At 56.1% G+C, this 19,537-nt stretch carries 15 protein-coding genes and 2 pseudogenes; 3 read left to right on the top strand and 14 right to left on the bottom strand.

The genetic code is table 11. The features are described from left to right. Positions 1–4: 4 nt before the first annotated feature. From ACZ1GS_RS07895 to ACZ1GS_RS07880, 4 genes are read right to left on the bottom strand one after another with little or no spacing between them, the layout of a single operon-like run. Positions 5–733: a nucleotidyltransferase family protein gene (locus ACZ1GS_RS07895; RefSeq protein ID WP_472697914.1), complete on the bottom strand. Its 729-nt coding sequence runs from the start codon at positions 731–733 to the stop codon at positions 5–7. After that, entirely contained in the window at positions 730–1,710 is a 981-nt protein-coding gene (locus ACZ1GS_RS07890) for an aminoglycoside phosphotransferase family protein (RefSeq protein ID WP_472698097.1), read from the bottom strand. The genes ACZ1GS_RS07895 and ACZ1GS_RS07890 overlap by 4 nt, the downstream gene beginning before the upstream one ends. After that, positions 1,710–2,147 (bottom strand): tRNA (adenosine(37)-N6)-threonylcarbamoyltransferase complex ATPase subunit type 1 TsaE, encoded by a 438-nt coding sequence (gene tsaE, locus ACZ1GS_RS07885; protein WP_472697913.1) that lies wholly within the window; start codon positions 2,145–2,147, stop codon positions 1,710–1,712. Before tsaE ends, ACZ1GS_RS07890 begins: the two co-directional genes overlap by 1 nt. A 17-nt stretch (positions 2,148–2,164) precedes the next feature. Further along, complete coding sequence (locus tag ACZ1GS_RS07880) at positions 2,165–4,513, bottom strand: sensor histidine kinase (RefSeq protein WP_472697912.1); 2,349 nt, start codon at positions 4,511–4,513, stop codon at positions 2,165–2,167. A gap of 114 nt (positions 4,514–4,627) precedes the next feature. Here ACZ1GS_RS07880 and moaB point away from each other — a divergent pair, with 114 nt between their 5' ends. Both moaB and ACZ1GS_RS07870 read left to right on the top strand, forming a co-directional pair. Beyond that, entirely contained in the window at positions 4,628–5,155 is a 528-nt protein-coding gene (gene moaB, locus ACZ1GS_RS07875; RefSeq protein ID WP_472697911.1) for a molybdenum cofactor biosynthesis protein B, read from the top strand. Positions 5,156–5,227: 72 nt separating this feature from the next. Then, on the top strand, positions 5,228–6,361 hold the full coding sequence (locus tag ACZ1GS_RS07870; RefSeq protein WP_472697910.1) for a PA0069 family radical SAM protein: 1,134 nt from the start codon (positions 5,228–5,230) through the stop codon (positions 6,359–6,361). A gap of 40 nt (positions 6,362–6,401) precedes the next feature. On the opposite strand, the gene ACZ1GS_RS07865 is transcribed toward ACZ1GS_RS07870, so the two are convergent. The 5 genes and pseudogenes from ACZ1GS_RS07865 to ACZ1GS_RS07845 form a co-directional block, all read right to left on the bottom strand. After that, the gene (locus ACZ1GS_RS07865) at positions 6,402–8,009 is read right to left on the bottom strand and encodes a long-chain fatty acid--CoA ligase (protein WP_472697909.1); all 1,608 of its coding nucleotides are present in this window, start codon (positions 8,007–8,009) and stop codon (positions 6,402–6,404) included. A gap of 44 nt (positions 8,010–8,053) precedes the next feature. Further along, positions 8,054–11,560 carry a DNA polymerase III subunit alpha gene (gene dnaE, locus ACZ1GS_RS07860; protein ID WP_472697908.1) on the bottom strand — a complete coding sequence of 1,169 codons (3,507 nt, stop codon included), beginning with the start codon at positions 11,558–11,560 and terminating at the stop codon, positions 8,054–8,056. A 98-nt stretch (positions 11,561–11,658) separates the two neighbouring features. Beyond that, positions 11,659–12,136, bottom strand: a pseudogene (locus ACZ1GS_RS07855) (glutathione peroxidase). A gap of 108 nt (positions 12,137–12,244) precedes the next feature. Further along, complete coding sequence (locus ACZ1GS_RS07850) at positions 12,245–12,931, bottom strand: ABC transporter ATP-binding protein (protein WP_472697907.1); 687 nt, start codon at positions 12,929–12,931, stop codon at positions 12,245–12,247. Further along, positions 12,924–14,174, bottom strand: coding sequence for a lipoprotein-releasing ABC transporter permease subunit (locus ACZ1GS_RS07845; protein WP_472697906.1), 1,251 nt, complete (start codon positions 14,172–14,174; stop codon positions 12,924–12,926). Before ACZ1GS_RS07845 ends, ACZ1GS_RS07850 begins: the two co-directional genes overlap by 8 nt. Before the next feature lie 475 nt (positions 14,175–14,649). On the opposite strand from ACZ1GS_RS07845, the gene ACZ1GS_RS07840 reads away from it, so the two are divergent. After that, entirely contained in the window at positions 14,650–15,129 is a 480-nt protein-coding gene (locus ACZ1GS_RS07840; protein ID WP_472697905.1) for an Hsp20 family protein, read from the top strand. A gap of 174 nt (positions 15,130–15,303) precedes the next feature. Here the strand turns inward: ACZ1GS_RS07840 and ACZ1GS_RS07835 are convergent, their stop codons facing one another. From ACZ1GS_RS07835 to tpiA, 5 genes and pseudogenes are all read right to left on the bottom strand, one after another. After that, a complete protein-coding gene (locus ACZ1GS_RS07835) occupies positions 15,304–15,990 on the bottom strand; it encodes a Crp/Fnr family transcriptional regulator (RefSeq protein WP_472697904.1) in 687 nt (228 codons plus the stop codon). A gap of 106 nt (positions 15,991–16,096) precedes the next feature. Then, positions 16,097–17,729, bottom strand: a pseudogene (locus tag ACZ1GS_RS07830) (CTP synthase). 112 nt (positions 17,730–17,841) lie between these two features. After that, on the bottom strand, positions 17,842–18,255 hold the full coding sequence (secG, locus tag ACZ1GS_RS07825) for a preprotein translocase subunit SecG (RefSeq protein ID WP_472697903.1): 414 nt from the start codon (positions 18,253–18,255) through the stop codon (positions 17,842–17,844). 136 nt (positions 18,256–18,391) lie between these two features. Then, positions 18,392–18,616: a DUF2805 domain-containing protein gene (locus tag ACZ1GS_RS07820; RefSeq protein WP_472697902.1), complete on the bottom strand. Its 225-nt coding sequence runs from the start codon at positions 18,614–18,616 to the stop codon at positions 18,392–18,394. After that, positions 18,616–19,362: a triose-phosphate isomerase gene (tpiA, locus tag ACZ1GS_RS07815; RefSeq protein ID WP_472697901.1), complete on the bottom strand. Its 747-nt coding sequence runs from the start codon at positions 19,360–19,362 to the stop codon at positions 18,616–18,618. Before tpiA ends, ACZ1GS_RS07820 begins: the two co-directional genes overlap by 1 nt. Between the last annotated feature and the right edge of the window lie 175 nt (positions 19,363–19,537).

Raw genomic sequence — 19,537 nt, 5'->3', positions numbered from 1 at the left:
ACCGTCAATCATCGGCCATCGCCCTTTCGGTCGGACCAATGGCCTCCGGCGATCCGACTTCAAACCAGTTGCCTTCATGGACCAGCCCGAACAGCCGCCCTTCCGCAATCGCGCGGGACCACAGAATGTTGGTCGAAAACGGCCCTTCGGGAGCATCGCGCAACAGCCGTTTCGACAGCAATTGGATGCCGGTATAGATGAACGGTGCTTGGCGATCCGCCTTGCGCCGGGAGACCCGGCCCATGCCATCCAGGTTGAAATCCCCAGCCCCCTTGTAATTATGCGCCAATGTCTGCGGGACAAGCAGCAACAGTGCATCCATCTCGGCGTCGTTCCAGCGTTGCTCCAGGCGCAGCAAACCGCTGGTCGGGCCGTCGGTCCAGAGATTGTCGCTGTTGATGCAGAAAAACGTGTCTTCATCGATCAACCCCTGCGCCTGAACCAGCCCGCCGCCTGTTTCCATCAACTGCTCGCGTTCATCCGATATCCTGAGGTCAAAAGGATAGCTGACCGACTGCAAATGGGCTTCCAGCGCATCCGCCAGATAATGTGCGTTCACCACGACTTTTGTCACACCCACTTCCCAGAGCTTGTCGAGACAATGATCGATCATCGGTTTCCCCGAAACCTTGACCAGCGGCTTCGGCCGGGTCGCCGTGAGCGGCCGCATCCGCTTGCCGAGCCCGGCCGCCATGATCATCGCCGTTTCGACCTTGCCAAGCGTCCCGCTCATGCCGGCTTCACCCCAATCGGACGGTTGCGGACTGCGACCGGAATATTGACATCAAACCAGCTTTTCAGCGGCGCCAGATCGGGATGCGCAAGATCCTTCTCGAGCAAGCCCCACATGCGCGGCAGAAAATCAAGATAACGGGCCTTCCCATCACGGGCATAGAGCCGCGTGAAAATGCCGATAATCTTGGTGTTTCGCTGCGCCCCAAGGATCGCGTAGTGCCGACGAAACTCCGACGCGTCGGCAGCCGGTCGGTCGGTCAGGTAATAGTCGAGCATTGCCGCTTCCAGCTGATCAGACACATCGCGCCGGGCATCCTGGAGCATCGAGACCAGATCATAGGCAGCATGCCCGGCCAAAGCGTCCTGAAAGTCCAGCAAACCGAGGCGCCCATCTTCGAGCAACATGATATTCTCGGCATGATAATCACGCAGTACCGTTACCGGTGTGCTTTGCGCCGCCAGCACGGGTGCGAGAAGCCCTTCCCATGTTGCGCGAAAACCCTCCTGATCCACTGCCAGCCCTTGTGCCGGACAATACCATTCCGTCAGCAACAGCGCTTCGCGCATATATTGTGCGAGATCATAGGCGGGAATATCTGCCGCCGGCTGTTGATGCAGAGACCGGATGACGTCAACGGTCTGTCGATAGATGCGATCTTCGTCTTCGGGATGCGCGTCGAGATGCTCGCGCATACGGTGGTCGCCAAAATCCTCGATCAAGACCAGCCCTTGCTCTAGATCTTCACCGAAAATGTCAGGCGCAGCGAAATTCTGGGCCTTGAGATGACGCGCTATTTGGATGAACGGGCGAGGGTCTTCATGCGGCGGCGGGGCGTCCATCAATATGGCTTTGCGGAACCCTTCGACAACCCGGAAGTAGCGGCGGAACGAGGCATCGCCGGCAACCGGTAAAATCGTCGCTCCGCCCCAACCCTGTTCGTCCAAGAAAGTTTGCGCCGCTGCGGGCGGTTTCATCAAATCGGCCATCTGTCTTTCCAAGCGGGACCAGCCGTCCAAGTCAACTGGCGAGTATCATCTGACTCTATTTTTAAGTGCAATTGCAGGGTTTCAACCCAAAATGCAGCCGGCGCATGATCCGGCCATTCCGCCAACAGGGCCCCATCGTGCAGGATATCGTCCAATCCCAGTTCCACGAGTTCGTCAGGATGCTCAATCCGGTAAAAATCGGCATGCACAAAGGGCAAGCGAGTCTCGGGCGGGTCATAGTGTTGAACGATCGCAAAGGTCGGACTGGGGACTTCCGCTTGGTAGCCCAGCCCTCGCAAAACGCCCCTTGCGAGCGTAGTTTTGCCCGCACCCAACGTGCCGGAAAGTGCAATTTTATCGCCGGCCCGAATGACCGCCGCAAATTTTTCCCCAAAGGCCAGAGTGGCCGCCGCATTTTCCAACATTATTGGGGATTGGCTGGTCATTGGCGCGGAAGATGAATCGTGACCAATGTGCCCTGGCCGGGCTCTGAAGTCAGCGTCAGTTCACCGCCATGGGCCAGCATCAATTGCCGCGCCAGAGGCAATCCCAGCCCTCCGGCATTCTCGCCATTTTTCTGACGCGATCGCGCGAAACCGTCAAAGGCCTTTGATTGCAAGCCCGCTGCCATGCCGGGACCATTGTCCGAAACGTGAAGCACCGCCTGTTTGACGTTGCCACTGCCATTGATGAGGATACGGCCATCCTGTCCGGTATAGCGGATGCTATTGTCGATAATCTGGGCAATGGCCTGGGTCAGACGTTTCTTGTCGGCCAAGGCGGATCCCAATGTCTCGTTGAGCTGCAATTCCATCTCGATATTCTTGGCTTTTGCATCCTCCGCAAATTGCGCGGCGATATCCTCGATCAACTTGTTGAGATTGACCTTTTCTTTGGCGATTGGCAGCGCGCCCGCTTCGCTCTGGCTGAGATCAAGAACATTGTCGATCTGCATGCCAAGGCGTTTAACCGATTGCAGGATGGCCCGCGCATATTCGTGGCCCTGCGGTGTCAACGGCCCGGCCACTTCATTGTCGAGCAGTTCGGCAAAGCCGCCAATCGATGTCAGCGGTGTCCGGAATTCATAGCTCATGTTGGACAGGAAGCTCGCCTTGATAGCGTCCGCCTCGACCAGCGCCTCGTTGCGTTCCCGCAGCGCGAGTTCAATCTTTCGGCTGTCGGAAATGTCGAGCATCGTAAACAGCGCATTGCCATCAGGCAGCGGGATCGCCGCGAATTCGAAGCGGCGGCCATCAGCGAAAGATATTTGACCGCCCTGCTGAATTCGATCCGACGTCGCTGTACGCACCTTCGCTCGTACCTCTGAAATACGTGCCGGTTGCTGCAGTTGCCCGGCCATTTTCTGCATCAACGCATCGACGCGCGGATGCTTACCCAACGCTTCTTCGTCGAGCGCCCAATTATTGGCGAATTGGTGGTTCCAGATGTTCAGTTTGCCATCGGATGCAAACACCGCCACCGACTCGAACAGATTGTCAAAAGTGGCCGTCCGGACGCGCAACAAGGTATCTCGGGCGCTCGCCAGCTGAACCTGCTCGGTGCGATCCTCGATAATGACAAGCAATCCACCATCCGGTGTCGGGTTCGCGATAACCCGCAAATGGGTGCCATCGGCCAGCAGCCAGTTTTCCTCGATCGAATCGGTCGACTGGAACCACTGGGTGCGCTCTTCGCGCCATTCTGGAAAATCCCGCACTTCGGGGATTCTATTCATTTCGCGCATACGATCGAGCACCCGCGGAAATTCCGGGCGTTCGGCGATCCATTGCTGACGCATCGAGAATATGCGTTGGAACGGCAGGTTGCAGAATTTCAGTGATTTATCCGGATCAAATTGCACCACCGCGGCCGAGATCCGATCGAGCATGTCGCGTTGGGAATCACTGAAACGACGCTGTTCCTTGCGCGCATCTATCAATTCCTGGATATCAATCGCATAGCCCGCGATGCCGGATTTGCCGAGTGGCACATCGACAACCTGGGTTGCCCGCCGGGCGTCGCCCAATGTGGTTGCAACCATGCGTTCATAGGGAACGCCATTTTCCTTTGCCTGAGCCGCCGCCTCTTGCGGGCTTACGCCGTTGATGGTTTCGATCAGTTCGACACCCTTCTCGACAACTTCATTGCCGTCTCGCGCATCCACTGCTTTCACATAGGCGCTGTTGACCAGCGTCAGCTCGAGATCAGGCGAACGGTGCCACATCGGCATCGGCGCGGCTTCGATGAGCGCAGACAGAGCATCAAAGGCTGCCCGCGCCGCTTCATTTTCTTCGCGAAGCTTGGCAATCTGTACCTCGCTTTCGGTCGCATCGAAAATCCACAGCAGCGCGCTGCCATTGGGTGCGATTTTCTGATCGGCCAAGCCGCCGCGAATCAACAGCGCCTTGTCCGAGCCGGCGACATTGACCGCCCGGGTGAAGCTGCTGCCAGACTTCTGGGCGAGATTAACATCTTGTGTCAGGCCTTCAAGATCCTCGCGGCTCATCCCCGCATCGAGACCATGAAGCTCCGATATATGCGATGGAAGGTGGTCAAAGCCCAGCCAATGCATCAACCGCTGGGATGCTTCGAGTTTGCCATCGGAGCGCACAAGCAAGGGCAAGGCCGGTGACGTTTCCAGCAAGCGCCCGAGGCGCCCCGACTGGCGCAGGGTTGCCTGCGCTTTGCTGCGCATGGCCAGACCCAGCCACACCGCCCAGGCAGACGCTGCCAGCCAGGCGGCCAGAATGAGCCCTAATATGACAGCGGTTAAGTCCGGAACGTTTGACATTGTTTCAAGCGATTAGACGGTTCCGGCATCCGCGAAAAGCCCCTATTCATTATGACTTACAAATCTGCGTTATCCCGGTTTATATACCAGCCGACAAACGAGGAGCGCCGCGCCATGCCAATCGATGAGACAAGACCCTTCAAGCCGATCCAGATAGCCCTGCTCACCGTTTCAGATACGCGCACAATTGCGGAGGATAGCTCGGGTGATATTCTCGCGGAACGCATTGCATCCAAAGGCCACAAGCTGATCGATCGCATCCTGCTTCGCGATGATCATGAAGCGATTGTCCAGCAGCTGAAAAAATGGATTGCGGTCACCGATGTCGATGCCGTGATCACCACCGGCGGCACCGGATTGACCGGACGGGATTTGATGCCGGAAGCGCTTGATAGCGTTAAAGACAAGGACATTCCGGGTTTTGGGGAGCTGTTCCGATGGTTGAGCTACGACAAGATCGGAACCTCGACAGTGCAATCCCGCGCCTGTGCCGTCGTCGCCAAGAGCACTTATATATTTGCCCTTCCCGGGTCCAATGGCGCGGTGAAAGACGGGTGGGATGGCATATTGGACACCCAGCTGGACAGCCGCCATCGGCCCTGCAATTTCGTCGAGCTCATGCCGCGCCTTCTCGAGACATAGCCGGTTTCTGGCGCGGGATAGTCGCCCAAGATTCACTTTGTTCTTTATTTGTTCTTATGCTATGCAGCGGGTATGGAGCCAAATGCAAAACCCGTTCTTCCGCCGCGCAAAGGACGCGGCGCGGTATCAAACACGGAAAGCCAGCGGTTCAATCTGCCGACCAAGGAAGCCGATGGCGAATGGCTGGACCGGCTCCACATCGCGCAAATTGATGATCTTGAGAGCGAAGATTTCGACGGATCAAAAAATCCAGAAAAACTGCGGACCAACGTGACAATCGAGCACCCCCGTTCGATCCTCAGTTTCAACACGTCTCCCGACATTCCTTTTGACCGCTCGATCAATGCCTATCGCGGATGCGAGCATGGCTGCGTTTATTGTTTTGCCCGCCCAACCCATGCTCATCACGATCTGTCGCCAGGCCTTGATTTTGAAACAGAGCTTTTTGCCAAGCCCTCGGCGGCGGCTTTGTTACGGGCGACTTTGGCAAAGCCGACTTATCGCCCCGCGCCGATCGCGATCGGCACCAATACCGATCCTTATCAGCCGATTGAGAAACGCTACAAGATCACCCGGGATATTCTCGAGGTCATGATTGAGACCAAACATCCGATCGGGATCACGACCAAATCAGACCGCGTGCTTGACGATATTGATCTGCTGGCGCAGCTCGCGGCCGATAAACTGACTATTGTCGCAATATCGGTTACCACTCTCGACACCAGAACAGCGCGCTTACTGGAACCCCGCGCGCCTGTGCCTGCCAAGCGTCTGGAAGCCGTCCGGCGTCTTCAAAAGGCCGGCATCCCGGTGCATGTCAATATCGCCCCGATCATCCCCGCGATCACCGACCATGAAATCGAAGCTATTATAGCGAAAGCTGCAGAATATGGAGCACGATCCATTTCCTCCATTCCCTTGCGTCTGCCTCATGAAGTGGCGCCGCTGTTCGAGGAATGGCTGGAAGCACATTTCCCTGACCGGCGACAGAAAGTGATGCACATCATCCGCGATATGCGGGGTGGCAAGCGCAATGATCCGAATTATCACAGCCGTATGAAAGGGGCGGGACCCTGGGCGGAATTGCTCCGCGCACGGATGACGATTGCCCGCCGCAAAAACGGCCTCGAAAAAGGGGAATTTGCGCTGCGCAATGACCTGTTTCAACGGCCGATTGTCCAAGGCAGTCAGATGGAATTATTCTGAAACCAAGAACCCGTCGACGGCCGGCACCGATGCCTGATGATCAGGCGTCGGCCAGACTTTTCAGCTTGTAGTCCTTATATTGATCCCGCAACTGTCGCTTCAGGATCTTGCCGGTTGCCGTATGGGGCAGCTCGTCAATGAACATGACCTCATCAGGCATCCACCATTTGGCAATCTTGTCGGTCAGATAGCTCAGCACATCCTGCTCGGACACCTCCGCTCCCTGTTTCTTGACGACCAGCAGCAACGGACGCTCGTCCCATTTCGGATGATAGACCCCGACAGCAGCGGCTTCAGCCACACCTGGACACCCCACAGCCGCGTTTTCAAGCTCGATCGAACTGATCCATTCGCCGCCGGATTTGATCACGTCCTTTGCACGATCGGTAATCTGCATGGTTCCGTCGGGATGAAGCACCGCAACATCACCGGTATCGAACCAGAGATCCTCTTCCACTGCATCCTCATCCGCGCGGTAATAGCGTTGAATGATCCAAGGGCCCCGGATTTCGAGCGTGCCGCTGGACTCGCCATCACGGGGGAGCACATTTCCTTCGTCGTCAACAACCCGCAATTCGACACCAAAAGGCGGCCGCCCCTGCTTGCAGATCACGTCAACCTGGGCATCAAAATCGAGCGCGTCCCAATTGGCCGGCAAGGACCCGGCGGTACCAATGGGCGACGTCTCGGTCATCCCCCAGGCATGCGCAACGCGAATGCCTTCCTTCATGAACCGCTCGATCATCGAGCGGGGGCATGCGGAGCCACCAATGGTGATGACCTGCAAATCGCCGTAATCCCCGCCATTGCTGTCCATGTCGGCAAACATTGAGAGCCAGACCGTGGGCACACCGGCGCTATGCGTCACGCCCTCTTCCCGCACCAGTTTCCACAGCACGTCCGCTTCGTTGGTTGCCGAGAATACCATTTTGGCGCCAACCGCGGCGCAGGCATAGGGCAAGCCCCAGGCATTGGCGTGGAACATCGGAACAATCGGCAGCATCACCGACCGTGTCGCCAGATTCATGATGTCCGGCTGAACCTCGGTAATCGCGTGAATCACATTGGAGCGATGCTCATAGAGCACGCCTTTGGGGTTGCCGGTGGTGCCGCTGGTATAGCACAGGCCGCACGGGTCTGTTTCTTCGACATCCACCCATTCAAAGTTGCCATCTTCGGCATCGACCAGTTCCCGAAAGGTCGGATAATCGCCCTTCTCTCCATCAAACTGGATATAATGCTCAACCGTTTTCAATTGCGGCTTGAGCATCTCGACAATCGGCGTGAACATCTTGTCGAACAAAAGCACACGATCTTCGGCATGGTTGAGGATGTACACCAGCTGCTCTTCGAACAATCGCGGATTGACCGTATGCAAAATGCCGCCAATGCCAGCAGAACCGTACCAGCTGATCAAATGATGCGCATGGTTCATGGCAATAGTGGCAATCCGGTCGCCTTTGGTCATGCCGAGGCTCTGCAATGCCTGCGAAAACTTTCGCGCTTCCAGGCCGATTTCAGCCCAATTGCTGCGGGTTAGCGATCCATCGGCCCAATAGCTGACAATTTCCCGCGTCCCATGCTCACGCGCGGCGTGATCGATCAGATTGGTAATTTTGAGCGCACTGCCCTGCATTGCTCCAGCCATTTAACTCTCCGCTATTTTTCCGGCTATCTTTCCGCTGAAAAGGATCAGCTGACAAGTCTTAAATTGGGTTTGCGATGGCGCACCTGGCGAGCGCCGGTAGCGGGCCCCAACTGTATCTGATCCAACCCGGAAACTTTGCGCAAGGTTTCTGCAATTTCGGCATCGAGATGAAAATTCCGGCCCAGGCGCACTTGGACAAAAGCACCATCCCCACTTGGCATGGTGGCGATCAATTCGCTTTTGCCTCCAGATAGCGGGGCGAGAATATTGGCCAGTTCGTGCATGGCATCGAGATCAAGCACATTCAGTTCCATCCGGGTTCGTGTCGTTTTCTCCAGACCATCAAGCGCCTGCGCCCGGCGGATTGCGACCCGCGGGCTTTCATCGTCGGATCGCTGGTCGAGCTCGACATTGAGCAAGGCGCAACTCCCTTCCTTGGCCAGTTCCGCCAGCAGATTGCATTGCTCCTCTTCGAAGCAGCTGGCCGAGAACTGACCACTGCTGTCGGATAAATCGGCGAGAATGAACCGCTTGCCCCGCTTGCTCTCGCGCCAGCGTACGCCCTCGATCAGCGCGGCCATCACAGCCGGTTTCCGGACGCTCTCGGGTATCGGCCCTTCTTCGCACAAGCTGGCATAGGTCATTGCACCATGGGACGAAGTCACGGCCTGAAACTGGGTAATCGGATGGGACGCAAAATAGAATCCGAACGCATCCTTTTCCCGGACCATGATTTCGCTCAGGTTCCAGCTATTGTCCTGTGGCAAGCGAATAGCCTGCATGTCTCCGGAACTGCCGTCGCCAAACAAGCCGCCCTGCCCACTATTCCGGGCCTCGGCCGCGCTGTTGGCCACGGACAAGAGCATGTCAGCGCCGCTATAGACCGCTGGCCGATTGGGTTCGATCTCATCAAAGGCTCCGGCGGCGGCTAGACTCTCGATCTGCCGCTTGTTGATCCCGGTCGGATCAATCCGGTTGGCAAAGTCATCCATCGACTCAAAGGGGCCGTTCTTTGATCGCTCCTCGGTCAACGCCTGCATGGCCTTTTCGCCAACATTTTTCAGACCCGCCAGAGCATAGCGAACCGCCAGCAACGCGCCGTCCTGTTCCTCAACCGCAAAACTCGGGCGGCTTTTGTTGACCGAGGGCGGCAGGACTGTGACGCCAAGCCGCTTCATATCATCCACAAAGATGCTCAGTTTCTCCGACTGATGCATGTCGAAACACATCGAGGCGGCATAGAATTCATGCGGATAATGGGCTTTCAGCCAGGCCGTTTGATAGGCCAGCAGGGCGTAGGCGGCGGCGTGGCTTTTGTTGAAGCCATAACCGGCAAATTTGTCGATCAGATCGAACAGCTCATTGGCCTGCTTGTTGTCGACATCATTGGCTTTGGCGCCTTCGACAAAGCGGTTGCGCTGGGCATCCATTTCGGCCTGGATCTTCTTGCCCATTGCCCGGCGCAACAGATCGGCTTCTCCCAGGGAATAGCCGGCAATCACCTGTGCCGCCTGCATCACCTGTTCCTGATAAACGATGATGCCGTAGGTTTCCTTGAGAATATCCTCGAGCAACGGGTGCGGATAGGCAATCTCGGCCCGCCCGTTCTTGCGGTCGCCGAACAGCGGAATATTGTCCATCGGGCCCGGACGATAAAGTGATACCAGTGCGATAATGTCGCCAAAATTGGTCGGTTTGACCGCGGCCAAAGTACGCCGCATGCCTTCCGATTCGAGCTGGAACACACCAACCGTATCGCCACGCTGAAGCAACTCAAAGACTTTTGCGTCATCCCAATCGAGCGTGGACAGATCGACGGCGATATTGCGTTCAGCCAGCAGTTCGACTGCCTTTTTCAGCACCGAGAGTGTCTTCAACCCGAGAAAGTCGAACTTGACCAGACCCGCCTGCTCGACAAATTTCATGTCGAATTGGGTCACCGGCAGATCGGAACGAGGATCGCGATAGAGCGGCACCAACTGATCCAGCGGGCGATCGCCGATAACGACACCGGCGGCATGGGTCGAACTGTGGCGTGGCAACCCTTCCAGCTTCATTGCCAGATCAAAAAGGCGCTTCACATCAGCCTGTTTGTAATCCTGAGCAAGGTCGGAAATGCCATTGAGCGCCCGCTTGAGATCCCAGGGATCGGTGGGATGGTTCGGCACAAGCTTGGTCAGGCGATCAACCTGGCCATAAGGCATTTGCAGCACCCGACCAACGTCGCGGAGCACCGCCCGCGCCTTGAGCTTTCCGAAGGTAATAATCTGGGCCACTTGCCCGGCACCATATTTTTCCTGGACATAACGGATCACTTCGCCGCGCCGCGTTTCGCAGAAATCGATATCGAAATCCGGCATCGAAACCCGTTCCGGGTTGAGAAACCGTTCGAACAGCAGACCCAGCTTGATCGGGTCAAGATCGGTAATCGTCAACGCCCAGGCAACCACCGAACCGGCACCGGACCCGCGCCCCGGACCCACTGGGATATCCTGATCCTTGGCCCATTTGATAAAATCCGCAACAATCAGGAAATATCCGGGAAATCCCATATTGACGATGACGTTCAGCTCAAAATCGAGGCGATCAAAATAGACTTTGCGCTCGTCAGCGGTCAGTTCGCCAATTGTTTGCAGTCGCTGTTCCAGACCTGCAATGGAATCCTGTCGTAATTGCTCGACCTCGCCGGACAGATCGCCCGCAAGACTTGGCAGGATCGGGTCACGACGCGGCGGCGAATAGGCACATCTCTTGGCCACAACCACGGTATTTTCGAGTGCTTCAGGAATATCGGAAAACAGATCTTCCATCACCAGCGCACTTTTCATCCACAAATGGGGAGAAGGCTTGTCGCGATCGTCACTCTCGACATAGGCAGAGCTCGCGATACATTTCATCGCGTCATGGGCTTCATGGAAGTCCGGTTCGGCAAAACAGCTCGGGTTTGTGGCGGCCAAGGGAATATCGCGGGCCATGGCCAATGCAATCAGGCCGTCTTCCGCCGCCATTTCGACTGGATCTTCCCGGCGCGACAACTCAATGTACAGCCGGCCCGGAAAATAGCTTTGCAGCCGATCCAGATAGGCTTCCGCTTCCTGCTGTTGCTCTTCGGCGATCAGCCGGGCCAGCGCGCCTTCTCCACCACCGGTCAGCGCCAGCAGGCCATCGGAATGGTCCGCCAGCATCTCCAAGGAAACATGGGCATCCAGTTCTGCCGGGCGCTCCAGGTGGGAAGCCGACACCAGACGGCACAAATTGCGATAGCCGTCTTCATTCTGGGCATAAAGCGCCAACCAGTCCAATGTCGGCTGATCGCCATTGTGGTTCGGGCGCGCAAACCGGAGAAAACAGCCAGTAATCGGCTGCACCCCATTGGCCCGGCAACCGTCATCAAAAGCCATGGAGGCGAAAAGGCCGATCCGGTCGGTGAGCGCCACCGCAGGAAATCCCCGCGCCTTCGCAACAGTACCTATGGCTTTGGGCTCCATTGCCCCGTCCAAAATGGTATAGGCGGAAAAGGCGCGAAGATGGACAAATGGGGTTTCAGACATGGAGAATGTCTAACCGGCCCAGATGGCTTTGACTACCGAGCTGTTGGTTGCATTCTGATCTGTAGACCAGTTTTCCACAATTTCTTGTGCAGCCGCGCTTACAGAAGCGCTTCAATCTCGCTTTTCAGCTGTTCCGGCTTTACCGCAGGCCCATGACGGGCCACGACATTGCCGTCCCGGTCAACCAGAAATTTGGTGAAGTTCCATTTGATCTCGCGAGCCCAGCAAGCCTGATTTTTCGCTCTTCAGATAGTCCCAAAGCGGGTCGGCATTGTTGCCGTTCACGTCAACTTTCGCCATGAGCGGGAAGCTTACATCGTAGTTCAATGTACAAAAATTCTTGATTTCCTCGGCATCGCCAGGCTCTTGATTGCCGAATTGGTTGCAAGGGAAAGCAAGGATTTCCAAGCCCTTGCTTGCATATTGCTGATGCAATTTCTCAAGACCCTCATATTGCGGAGTGAATCCGCATTTCGAGGCTGTATTCACGATCAGCAACACTTTGCCCTTGTAGCCGGACAAATCGGCCATCGAGCCATTGGCCTGTTTCACTTCAAAATCTGTAATTTGCATCAATACGCCCCGTTTCTATGCAAGCTTATCCCCAATTGCCTTTCAAATCGATAGCGCAAAAGAAAAAGTCAAAGCCTGTCGCCAAGATTTTTCCGCTAGTGATTGAAAAGACTAGCTTAAAACCCCGTCATGCAACCGAACCACGCGATCCATTTTTGCGGCGAGGCGCTCATTATGAGTCGCGATCAGGGCCGCACTGCCCTCTTCCCGGACGAGAGCGATAAATTCAGCCAGCACGATATCAGCCGTGGCTTCGTCAAGATTGCCGGTTGGTTCGTCGGCCAGCACCAGTTGCGGCGCATTGGCCAGGGCCCGCGCCACTGCGACGCGTTGCTGCTCACCTCCGGACAATTTGCTCGGTTTGTGATGCAAGCGTTCGCCCAAGCCCAGGCTCTCCAGCAAGGTTTCGCTGCGGTCGGCGGCTTCTGCCCCGGTGGTACCGGCGATGAGTTGCGGCATGATGACATTTTCAATCGCCGAGAAATCCGGCAGCAAATGGTGAAACTGATAGACGAAACCCAGCAATTCCCGGCGAATACGGGTATGGCCGCTCGCAGACATCTGAGCGGTTTCTTCACCGGCCAGCTTGATCGAACCTTCAAACCCGCCCTCAAGCAATCCGACCGCCTGTAGCAGCGTCGATTTGCCCGATCCCGACGGACCAACCAAAGCAACAATCTCGTTGCGCCGGATGCTCAGGTCAATGCCCTTGAGCACATCAATGCTGACATCGCCCTGGGTGAAAGTGCGCCGGACGTCCCGCAATTCGACGACTTTTTCCGAACCGACATCATTCATAGCGCAAGACCTGTACCGGATCCGTGCTGGCCGCCTTGAAGGCCGGATAGAGCGTGGCCAGAAAACTGAACAGCAGCGCCAGCATCGCGATTCCAAACACCTCCATCGGGTCCGTTCTCGCCGGCAGTTCGGTCAGAAATCGGATCGACGGATCCCAGAGATTCTGACCGGTAACCATTTGCACGAAATTGATCACATTCTGCCGAAAATAGATCGCTATCAATCCCAATATGATCCCGGCGAGAATACCCAGCGCGCCGATCGCTGTCCCGACAGTGACAAATATCCGGGTCAGCGACGCCCGCGACGCACCCATGGTCCGCAAGATCGCTATGTCCCGAGTTTTCGCTCTTACCAGCATGATCAACGATGACAGGATATTGAACACCGCCACAAGAATGATGATCGACAATATGACGAACATCACCACCCGCTCCACCTGCAAGGTTTCAAACAGCGAGGCATTCATGGACTTCCAGTCGGTGATGACCGCTCGCCCTTCAACCTTGGGGCGCAGGGGTTCCAGAATCTCCGTAACCCGGTCAGCATCCGTCGTTTTCAACTCGATCATCCCGATCTGATCGCCCAGCAAAAGCAGCGTCTGGGCGTCCTCCATCGGCATAATGACAAAGGCCTTGTCATAATCATAGACACCAACCTCGAATATGGCCGCCACCTCATAGGATATTTCTCGCGGTACGGTTCCGAACGGCGTTGATCGCCCCTGGGGATTGATGACCGTGATGCGACTGCCAACCTGGGCGCCGAGGGCGATGGCCAGTCGGCTGCCAATCCCAACTTTTCCATCGCCGGGAGACAGGCGCTCAAGATCGCCAGCAACGGTTTTTCCATCCAGTGTGTCGTTCTGCAGGATATCCGGCATTTGCATACCGCGCACAAGAATGGCTTCCACCCGTCCGTTAAAGGTCGTCAAAAGCGGCTGTTCGATCAGCGGCGACGCCGAAACCACTCCCTCGGTATTCCGGGTATCCTCCAGCAGGTCCCGCCAGTCGGGCAACCGCCCGCCATATCCCTGGATCACTGCATGACCATTTAAACCGACGATCTTGTCAAACAGTTCCGCGCGAAACCCGTTCATCACACTCATCACGACGATCAGCGCCGCGACACCCAGCATGACCGCGATCAGACTGATGCTCGCGACGAGAAAGATGAACCCTTCCCCCTTGCCCGGTAACAAGTAGCGTTTTGCGATGACCCATTCGTAACGGGATAGGAGCATATGGGAATGATCTTCCTGATTAACTGCTGTGGCTTTACGGTTGTGATGCGCCACAGGCAAGAGCCATACTCGTTAAAATGCTGTTGCCTATATGACACAAGCCTGAACCAATATTTCAGATTTGTGAAAATTTGCATGACATTACCGGCCATCCCGATCAGACATGTCGCAAGAATCAATAACCGCTTACAGGTCATGGTTCAGGGATCTCTTCCGGTTCCGCCGAATGTTGGGGGACAAACGGCGTTGAATGTGAAGAGAAAACAGGGGGACGATATTATCGTCACCATTTTCGCCCGGGGTCAGCAATGACTCCGGGCGTTTTTGTTGGTGCGGACCGCGATTTTTCCTCTTGAAACTCGAAAAAGCGATAATATCTTTGTTAGGCGAGGCGCCGATATCGGGCTTCGCAACACAAGAACCGGGCGCCGTTTGACGGGCCCATCATTACCATTGCTCAACAGAGGATAGAAATATGAACCGTTTTGATTTTACCCCCTATCGCCGCTCAACCGTAGGTTTTGACCGGCTGTTTGATTTGCTTGAAAGCAACGCGCGCGCGCAGCAATCCGAAAACTATCCCCCATTCAATATCGAACGGAGCGGCGATGACCACTACCGGATAACGCTCGCTGTCGCCGGTTTCAAAGAAGATGAAGTGGAAATCACCGCGCAGCAGAATCTGCTGCTGGTTGCCGGGAACAAAAATGCCGATGACAATGAAGGCAAGCAATTTCTCCACATGGGGATTGCCAACCGGAATTTTGAACGGCGTTTTGAACTGGCAGACTTTGTCCGCGTCGACAATGCGTCGCTCAGCGACGGTTTGCTGATCATTGATCTCGTACGGGAAATTCCCGACGCGATGAAACCGCAAAAGATCGCGATCAACGATGGCAGCAATGTCACGAAAATTGCCCATAAGACCAAAAAGTCTGAAGACAAGGCCGCGTAACGGCCCCATTTTTCGCAACTTAGCGAAGCAGCCGGTTCACCCCGGCTGCTTTTTTTGGGCCCCCACCTTTTGGGCAAAAAAATGGGGCAGCCGGATGAGGATCCGACTGCCCCTGACACCCGCTTGGTGTCAATCTTGACGAAATTAGCCCGGGTCGCAAATGGCCAACTTCAATCAAGAATCCGCATTGGCGATATTGGAAAGCGTCGCGTGATTCAAAATCCGCACTTTCCCGCTTTCAACCGATACAATGCCGTCTTCCGACCAGGCTGAAAGTTGCCGATTAATATGTTCTCGAGACATGCCGGCGAAATTGCCCAGCTCGCTCTGACTTAAATCCAGTTTCAGGCGGCCTTCTTCTGCTCCAACGACTGAAAGTCTGAGCAAATAGCGCGCCAGGCGAGGCCCCGAAGTATAGGCACGGTCGCCTTCAATCATCGTGTTGGCGGTCCTGATCCGGTTCGCCATGACCTTGAGCAGGCGTAATGCCATATTCTTGTGCTGCAGCAAAATCTCTTCAAAAGCTGCTCGCGTGATGGTCAATGCGGTCGTCGGCTCAATCGCGGTCACACTGGCCGTCCGTTCGCCGCCATCAAGCAGCGCAATCTCACCCAGAACCTGACCGGGTTCAGCATAGTCGAGGACGATCTCGTGTCCATTGCTGGCAATCATGCTGGTTCGAGCATAGCCCGAAAGCAGTATCAGCAATGAATTTCCGGGATCCCCCTGCATGATCAATTCATCCCCTTTTTCGTACCGCACAAAATTGCCGCGCAGCAGCAGATCGGCCAATTCCGCCTCGTCGCAATCCGCGAACAGGCTGTGCTCAGCCAATATCCCTGCAAGTTCTTCGGCTTTCACTTAGCCTGCTCCACCCAAATGCCCTTGCAACGACGAAATAACCTTTACGGCATTCCTGTTGCTTAGATGTGACAATAGTCACTTGGTGTAAAAAGGATTGGATAAATTAGACAAGTCGACTTTGTTTTACCGCCGCCGCGATAAACGAAGCGAATAACGGGTGCGGATCAAAGGGCTTGCTCTTCAGTTCCGGATGGAACTGAACGCCTACAAACCAGCTGTGATCAGGCCGTTCGACGATTTCAGGCAATTCGCCATCCGGCGACATGCCGGAAAAGATCAGTCCGGTCTCTTCGAGGCGCTCAACATAGGCCTTGTTCACCTCATAGCGGTGGCGATGCCGTTCACTAATCGCAGTGTCTCCGTAGATTTCAGCAACCTTCGAGTTTTTGTGCAATTGCGCATCATAGGCACCCAGTCGCATCGTGCCGCCCAGATCACCGCCCGATTCGCGTTTTTGGAGCCCCTCTTCGGACATCCATTCGGTAATCAGGCCAACAATCGGTTCCTTGGTTTCGCCAAATTCGGTGGTCGAGGCCGCATCAATGCCGGCCTGATTGCGCGCCGCTTCGACACAGGCCATTTGCATGCCGAGGCAGATTCCAAAAAAGGGCACATCATGTTCGCGGGCGAATTTGACCGAGCCGATCTTCCCCTCGCTGCCGCGTTCCCCAAAGCCGCCGGGTACGAGAATCGCATGCAGCGGTTCGAGATTCGCGGCCAGGTCACTGTCATCTTCAAATACTTCCGCATCGAGCCAACGAATCTGGACCTTGACGCGATTGGCCAGCCCCCCGTGGAACAAGGCTTCCTGGAGTGATTTATAAGCGTCTTGCAGCCCGACATATTTGCCGACCACGCCGACAATCACTTCGCCTTCCGGCTTTTCGATTCTGCTCCATGACATCGTACCAGCGGGCGAGGTTCGGTTCCGGCGCATCCGCGATGCCAAAGGCGTGCAGCACTTCATTGTCGAGACCCTGTTCGTGATATTGCAACGGCACATTGTAAATACTGCTTGCATCCAGCGCGGGAATAACCGCTTCCTTTCGGACGTTACAGAATTGAGCAATCTTGGCCCGCTCCCCGTCCGGCAAGTCATGTTCGCAGCGGCAAAGCAGGATGTCGGGCTGAATGCCCAGCGACGTCAATTCACGGACGCTATGCTGAGTCGGCTTGGTCTTCAGTTCTCCGGCAGCCGCAATATAGGGAACCAGCGTGACATGAACCGATATCGCATTGGCCCGACCCACTTTGTTGCGCAACTGGCGAATCGCTTCGATGAACGGCAAGCTTTCAATATCACCCACGGTTCCGCCAATTTCGCATAATACGAAATCGATCCCGTCGAGCTGATCCTGGGCAAATTCCTGGATCGCGTCGGTCACATGGGGAATCACCTGCACCGTTGCGCCCAGATAATCGCCGCGTCGTTCCTTGGTGATAATCGACTGGTAGATTCGACCTGACGTCACATTGTCGGACTGCAGTGACGGAACCCCGGTAAAACGCTCGTAATGGCCCAGATCGAGGTCGGTTTCAGCGCCATCGTCGGTGACGTAAACTTCGCCATGCTGATAGGGCGACATCGTGCCCGGATCCACGTTCAGATAGGGGTCCAGTTTGCGGATGCGCACGGAATAGCCACGTGCTTGCAGCAATGCGCCGAGGCTTGCTGCCATGAGACCTTTGCCGAGTGAAGAGACCACACCGCCGGTAATAAAAATGTATCGCGCCATGGGAGGAGAGGCTTAAGACCTATCCCGGTCAAATGACAAGCGTGCAGATCCGAAAAAGCGAAATTTATTTTAATTGCAGCCAGTAATCGCCGCAAAACCGATCGGCAGCCGATTACTGGTCGAGCGGGATCGCACCGTCATTGCCGGATGCAGGCGCATCCTGATTCGCTTCGCCATCGGCCTGTGCTGCGGCCGCAGCCAGCGGATCATCACCAACCAAAGGCACAGCATCAGCGGGCTGAGCCGGAGCGACGGGCGCGCTGGTATCGCGTTGCAGACTTTGATCGATGGTCGATGGCTGGCCTTCGGATGCGGCGAGAAACGCCAGCGCAATGGACAGGCTCACAAACAGAACCGCGAGGACCGTGGTGGTCCGGGTCAGCAGATCCGCTGCACCGCGGGCAGACATCATGCCGGACGGACTGCCGCCGACACCGAGACCGCCGCCTTCTGATCGCTGCATCAAAATGACGCCAACTAGAGCAGCCGCGACAATCGCCTGAACAACGGTGAGAAATAGAAACATGATCAATCCGGACCTGATGGTTTAACTGTGAGCAGCGCACATAGCGATTGACCGGTGCGAGTTCAAGCGGGGAAACGGCCCCATTGAGGGGCATTGCGTAAAATCGTACGCCCTACCGGTAAGCCGACATACTCCGTCAAGCCGATCCCTTATAAACCGCGCGGCGATCGCTAAAGGTGCGGACCCGCTTGCGCCAGTTGCGATAGCTGCCGGTTTTGAGATGGGCGCGCATGATCAGCTTGACCTGATCGGGACTCACCCCGTGCAATGTGCGGATCGTGTCGAAAGGCACGTGATCGCTCAAGGCCATTTCGATAATCTCGCTGATCGCCGCCTCCGGCAGATCCGGCGCTTTCGCCATCAGCTTGCTGCAGCAGCCTCTATGATCGGACCGAATTTCTCCGCCGTCAGGCTGGCACCGCCCACCAGGCCACCGTCAACGCTCGGAATGGCCAGAAGCTCGGCGGCATTACCGCCGTTCATCGATCCGCCATAGAGGATCCGCACCTTATCCGCATCGCCGTCCATCAATTCACCCAGCTTCTCGCGGATTGCGGCATGCATTTCGGCGACATCGGCGGTAACCGGCACCCTGCCCGTGCCAATCGCCCAGACCGGTTCGTAAGCAATGGTCAGCCAATCCGCGCCGGCGCTATCCGGGAAAGATCCCGCCAGCTGCCCGCAAACCACCGTGACTGCGGCACCGGCATCGCGCTCGGCTTCGGTTTCGCCAACACAGATAATCGCACCCAATCCGGCCGCGTGCACCGCTTCCGCCTTGGCTTTGACGTCCGCATCGCTTTCATGCTGATCGGCACGCCGTTCGCTATGCCCCAATATCGAAAGCGAAGCGCCGGCCTCGGCAATCATGGCTGCTGACAGACAACCGGTATGGGCACCATTGGCCGCTGCATGACAATCCTGAGCACCAATCGCAAAACCAGGCTGGGCTGACGCCGCAGAGGCGATCAAGGTCGCGGGCGGACAGATCGCCACGTCGACATTAATATGGGTTTGCGCGACCGCAGCGATAGCGCCAATATCAGCCAATTGCGCCGCTAGGCCATTCATCTTCCAGTTGCCGACGATATATTTGCGATTAGCCATGATATAGAGGTCCCCTAATTGCTTTGGCTTAGCCGCTAACAAATATTGCTGGCGCTGCCAAACAGGATTCGCATCAAGCAGCCATTGCGGATCAGCAACAGGCCACATTCTCCCTTTTGCTTGAACGAACGATCCAAGCCGCCTAAAGCATCGAAAAACCCCATTCGTCTATTGG

It is taken from the genome of Parasphingorhabdus sp. W113, from assembly GCF_055693205.1.
This window is presented reverse-complemented; position numbering and strand designations above follow the sequence as displayed.

What these genes read in the sequence shown, in the direction of transcription:
- ACZ1GS_RS07895 (WP_472697914.1), bottom strand. Translation starts at nt 733, where the DNA reads ATGAGCGGGACGCTTGGCAAGGTCGAAACGGCGATGATCATGGCGGCC.
- ACZ1GS_RS07890 (WP_472698097.1), bottom strand. Translation starts at nt 1,710, where the DNA reads ATGAAACCGCCCGCAGCGGCGCAAACTTTCTTGGACGAACAGGGTTGG.
- tsaE (WP_472697913.1), bottom strand. Translation starts at nt 2,147, where the DNA reads ATGTTGGAAAATGCGGCGGCCACTCTGGCCTTTGGGGAAAAATTTGCG.
- ACZ1GS_RS07880 (WP_472697912.1), bottom strand. Translation starts at nt 4,513, where the DNA reads ATGTCAAACGTTCCGGACTTAACCGCTGTCATATTAGGGCTCATTCTG.
- moaB (WP_472697911.1), top strand. Translation starts at nt 4,628, where the DNA reads ATGCCAATCGATGAGACAAGACCCTTCAAGCCGATCCAGATAGCCCTG.
- ACZ1GS_RS07870 (WP_472697910.1), top strand. Translation starts at nt 5,228, where the DNA reads ATGGAGCCAAATGCAAAACCCGTTCTTCCGCCGCGCAAAGGACGCGGC.
- ACZ1GS_RS07865 (WP_472697909.1), bottom strand. Translation starts at nt 8,009, where the DNA reads ATGGCTGGAGCAATGCAGGGCAGTGCGCTCAAAATTACCAATCTGATC.
- dnaE (WP_472697908.1), bottom strand. Translation starts at nt 11,560, where the DNA reads ATGTCTGAAACCCCATTTGTCCATCTTCGCGCCTTTTCCGCCTATACC.
- ACZ1GS_RS07850 (WP_472697907.1), bottom strand. Translation starts at nt 12,931, where the DNA reads ATGAATGATGTCGGTTCGGAAAAAGTCGTCGAATTGCGGGACGTCCGG.
- ACZ1GS_RS07845 (WP_472697906.1), bottom strand. Translation starts at nt 14,174, where the DNA reads ATGCTCCTATCCCGTTACGAATGGGTCATCGCAAAACGCTACTTGTTA.
- ACZ1GS_RS07840 (WP_472697905.1), top strand. Translation starts at nt 14,650, where the DNA reads ATGAACCGTTTTGATTTTACCCCCTATCGCCGCTCAACCGTAGGTTTT.
- secG (WP_472697903.1), bottom strand. Translation starts at nt 18,255, where the DNA reads ATGTTTCTATTTCTCACCGTTGTTCAGGCGATTGTCGCGGCTGCTCTA.
- ACZ1GS_RS07820 (WP_472697902.1), bottom strand. Translation starts at nt 18,616, where the DNA reads ATGGCGAAAGCGCCGGATCTGCCGGAGGCGGCGATCAGCGAGATTATC.
- tpiA (WP_472697901.1), bottom strand. Translation starts at nt 19,362, where the DNA reads ATGGCTAATCGCAAATATATCGTCGGCAACTGGAAGATGAATGGCCTA.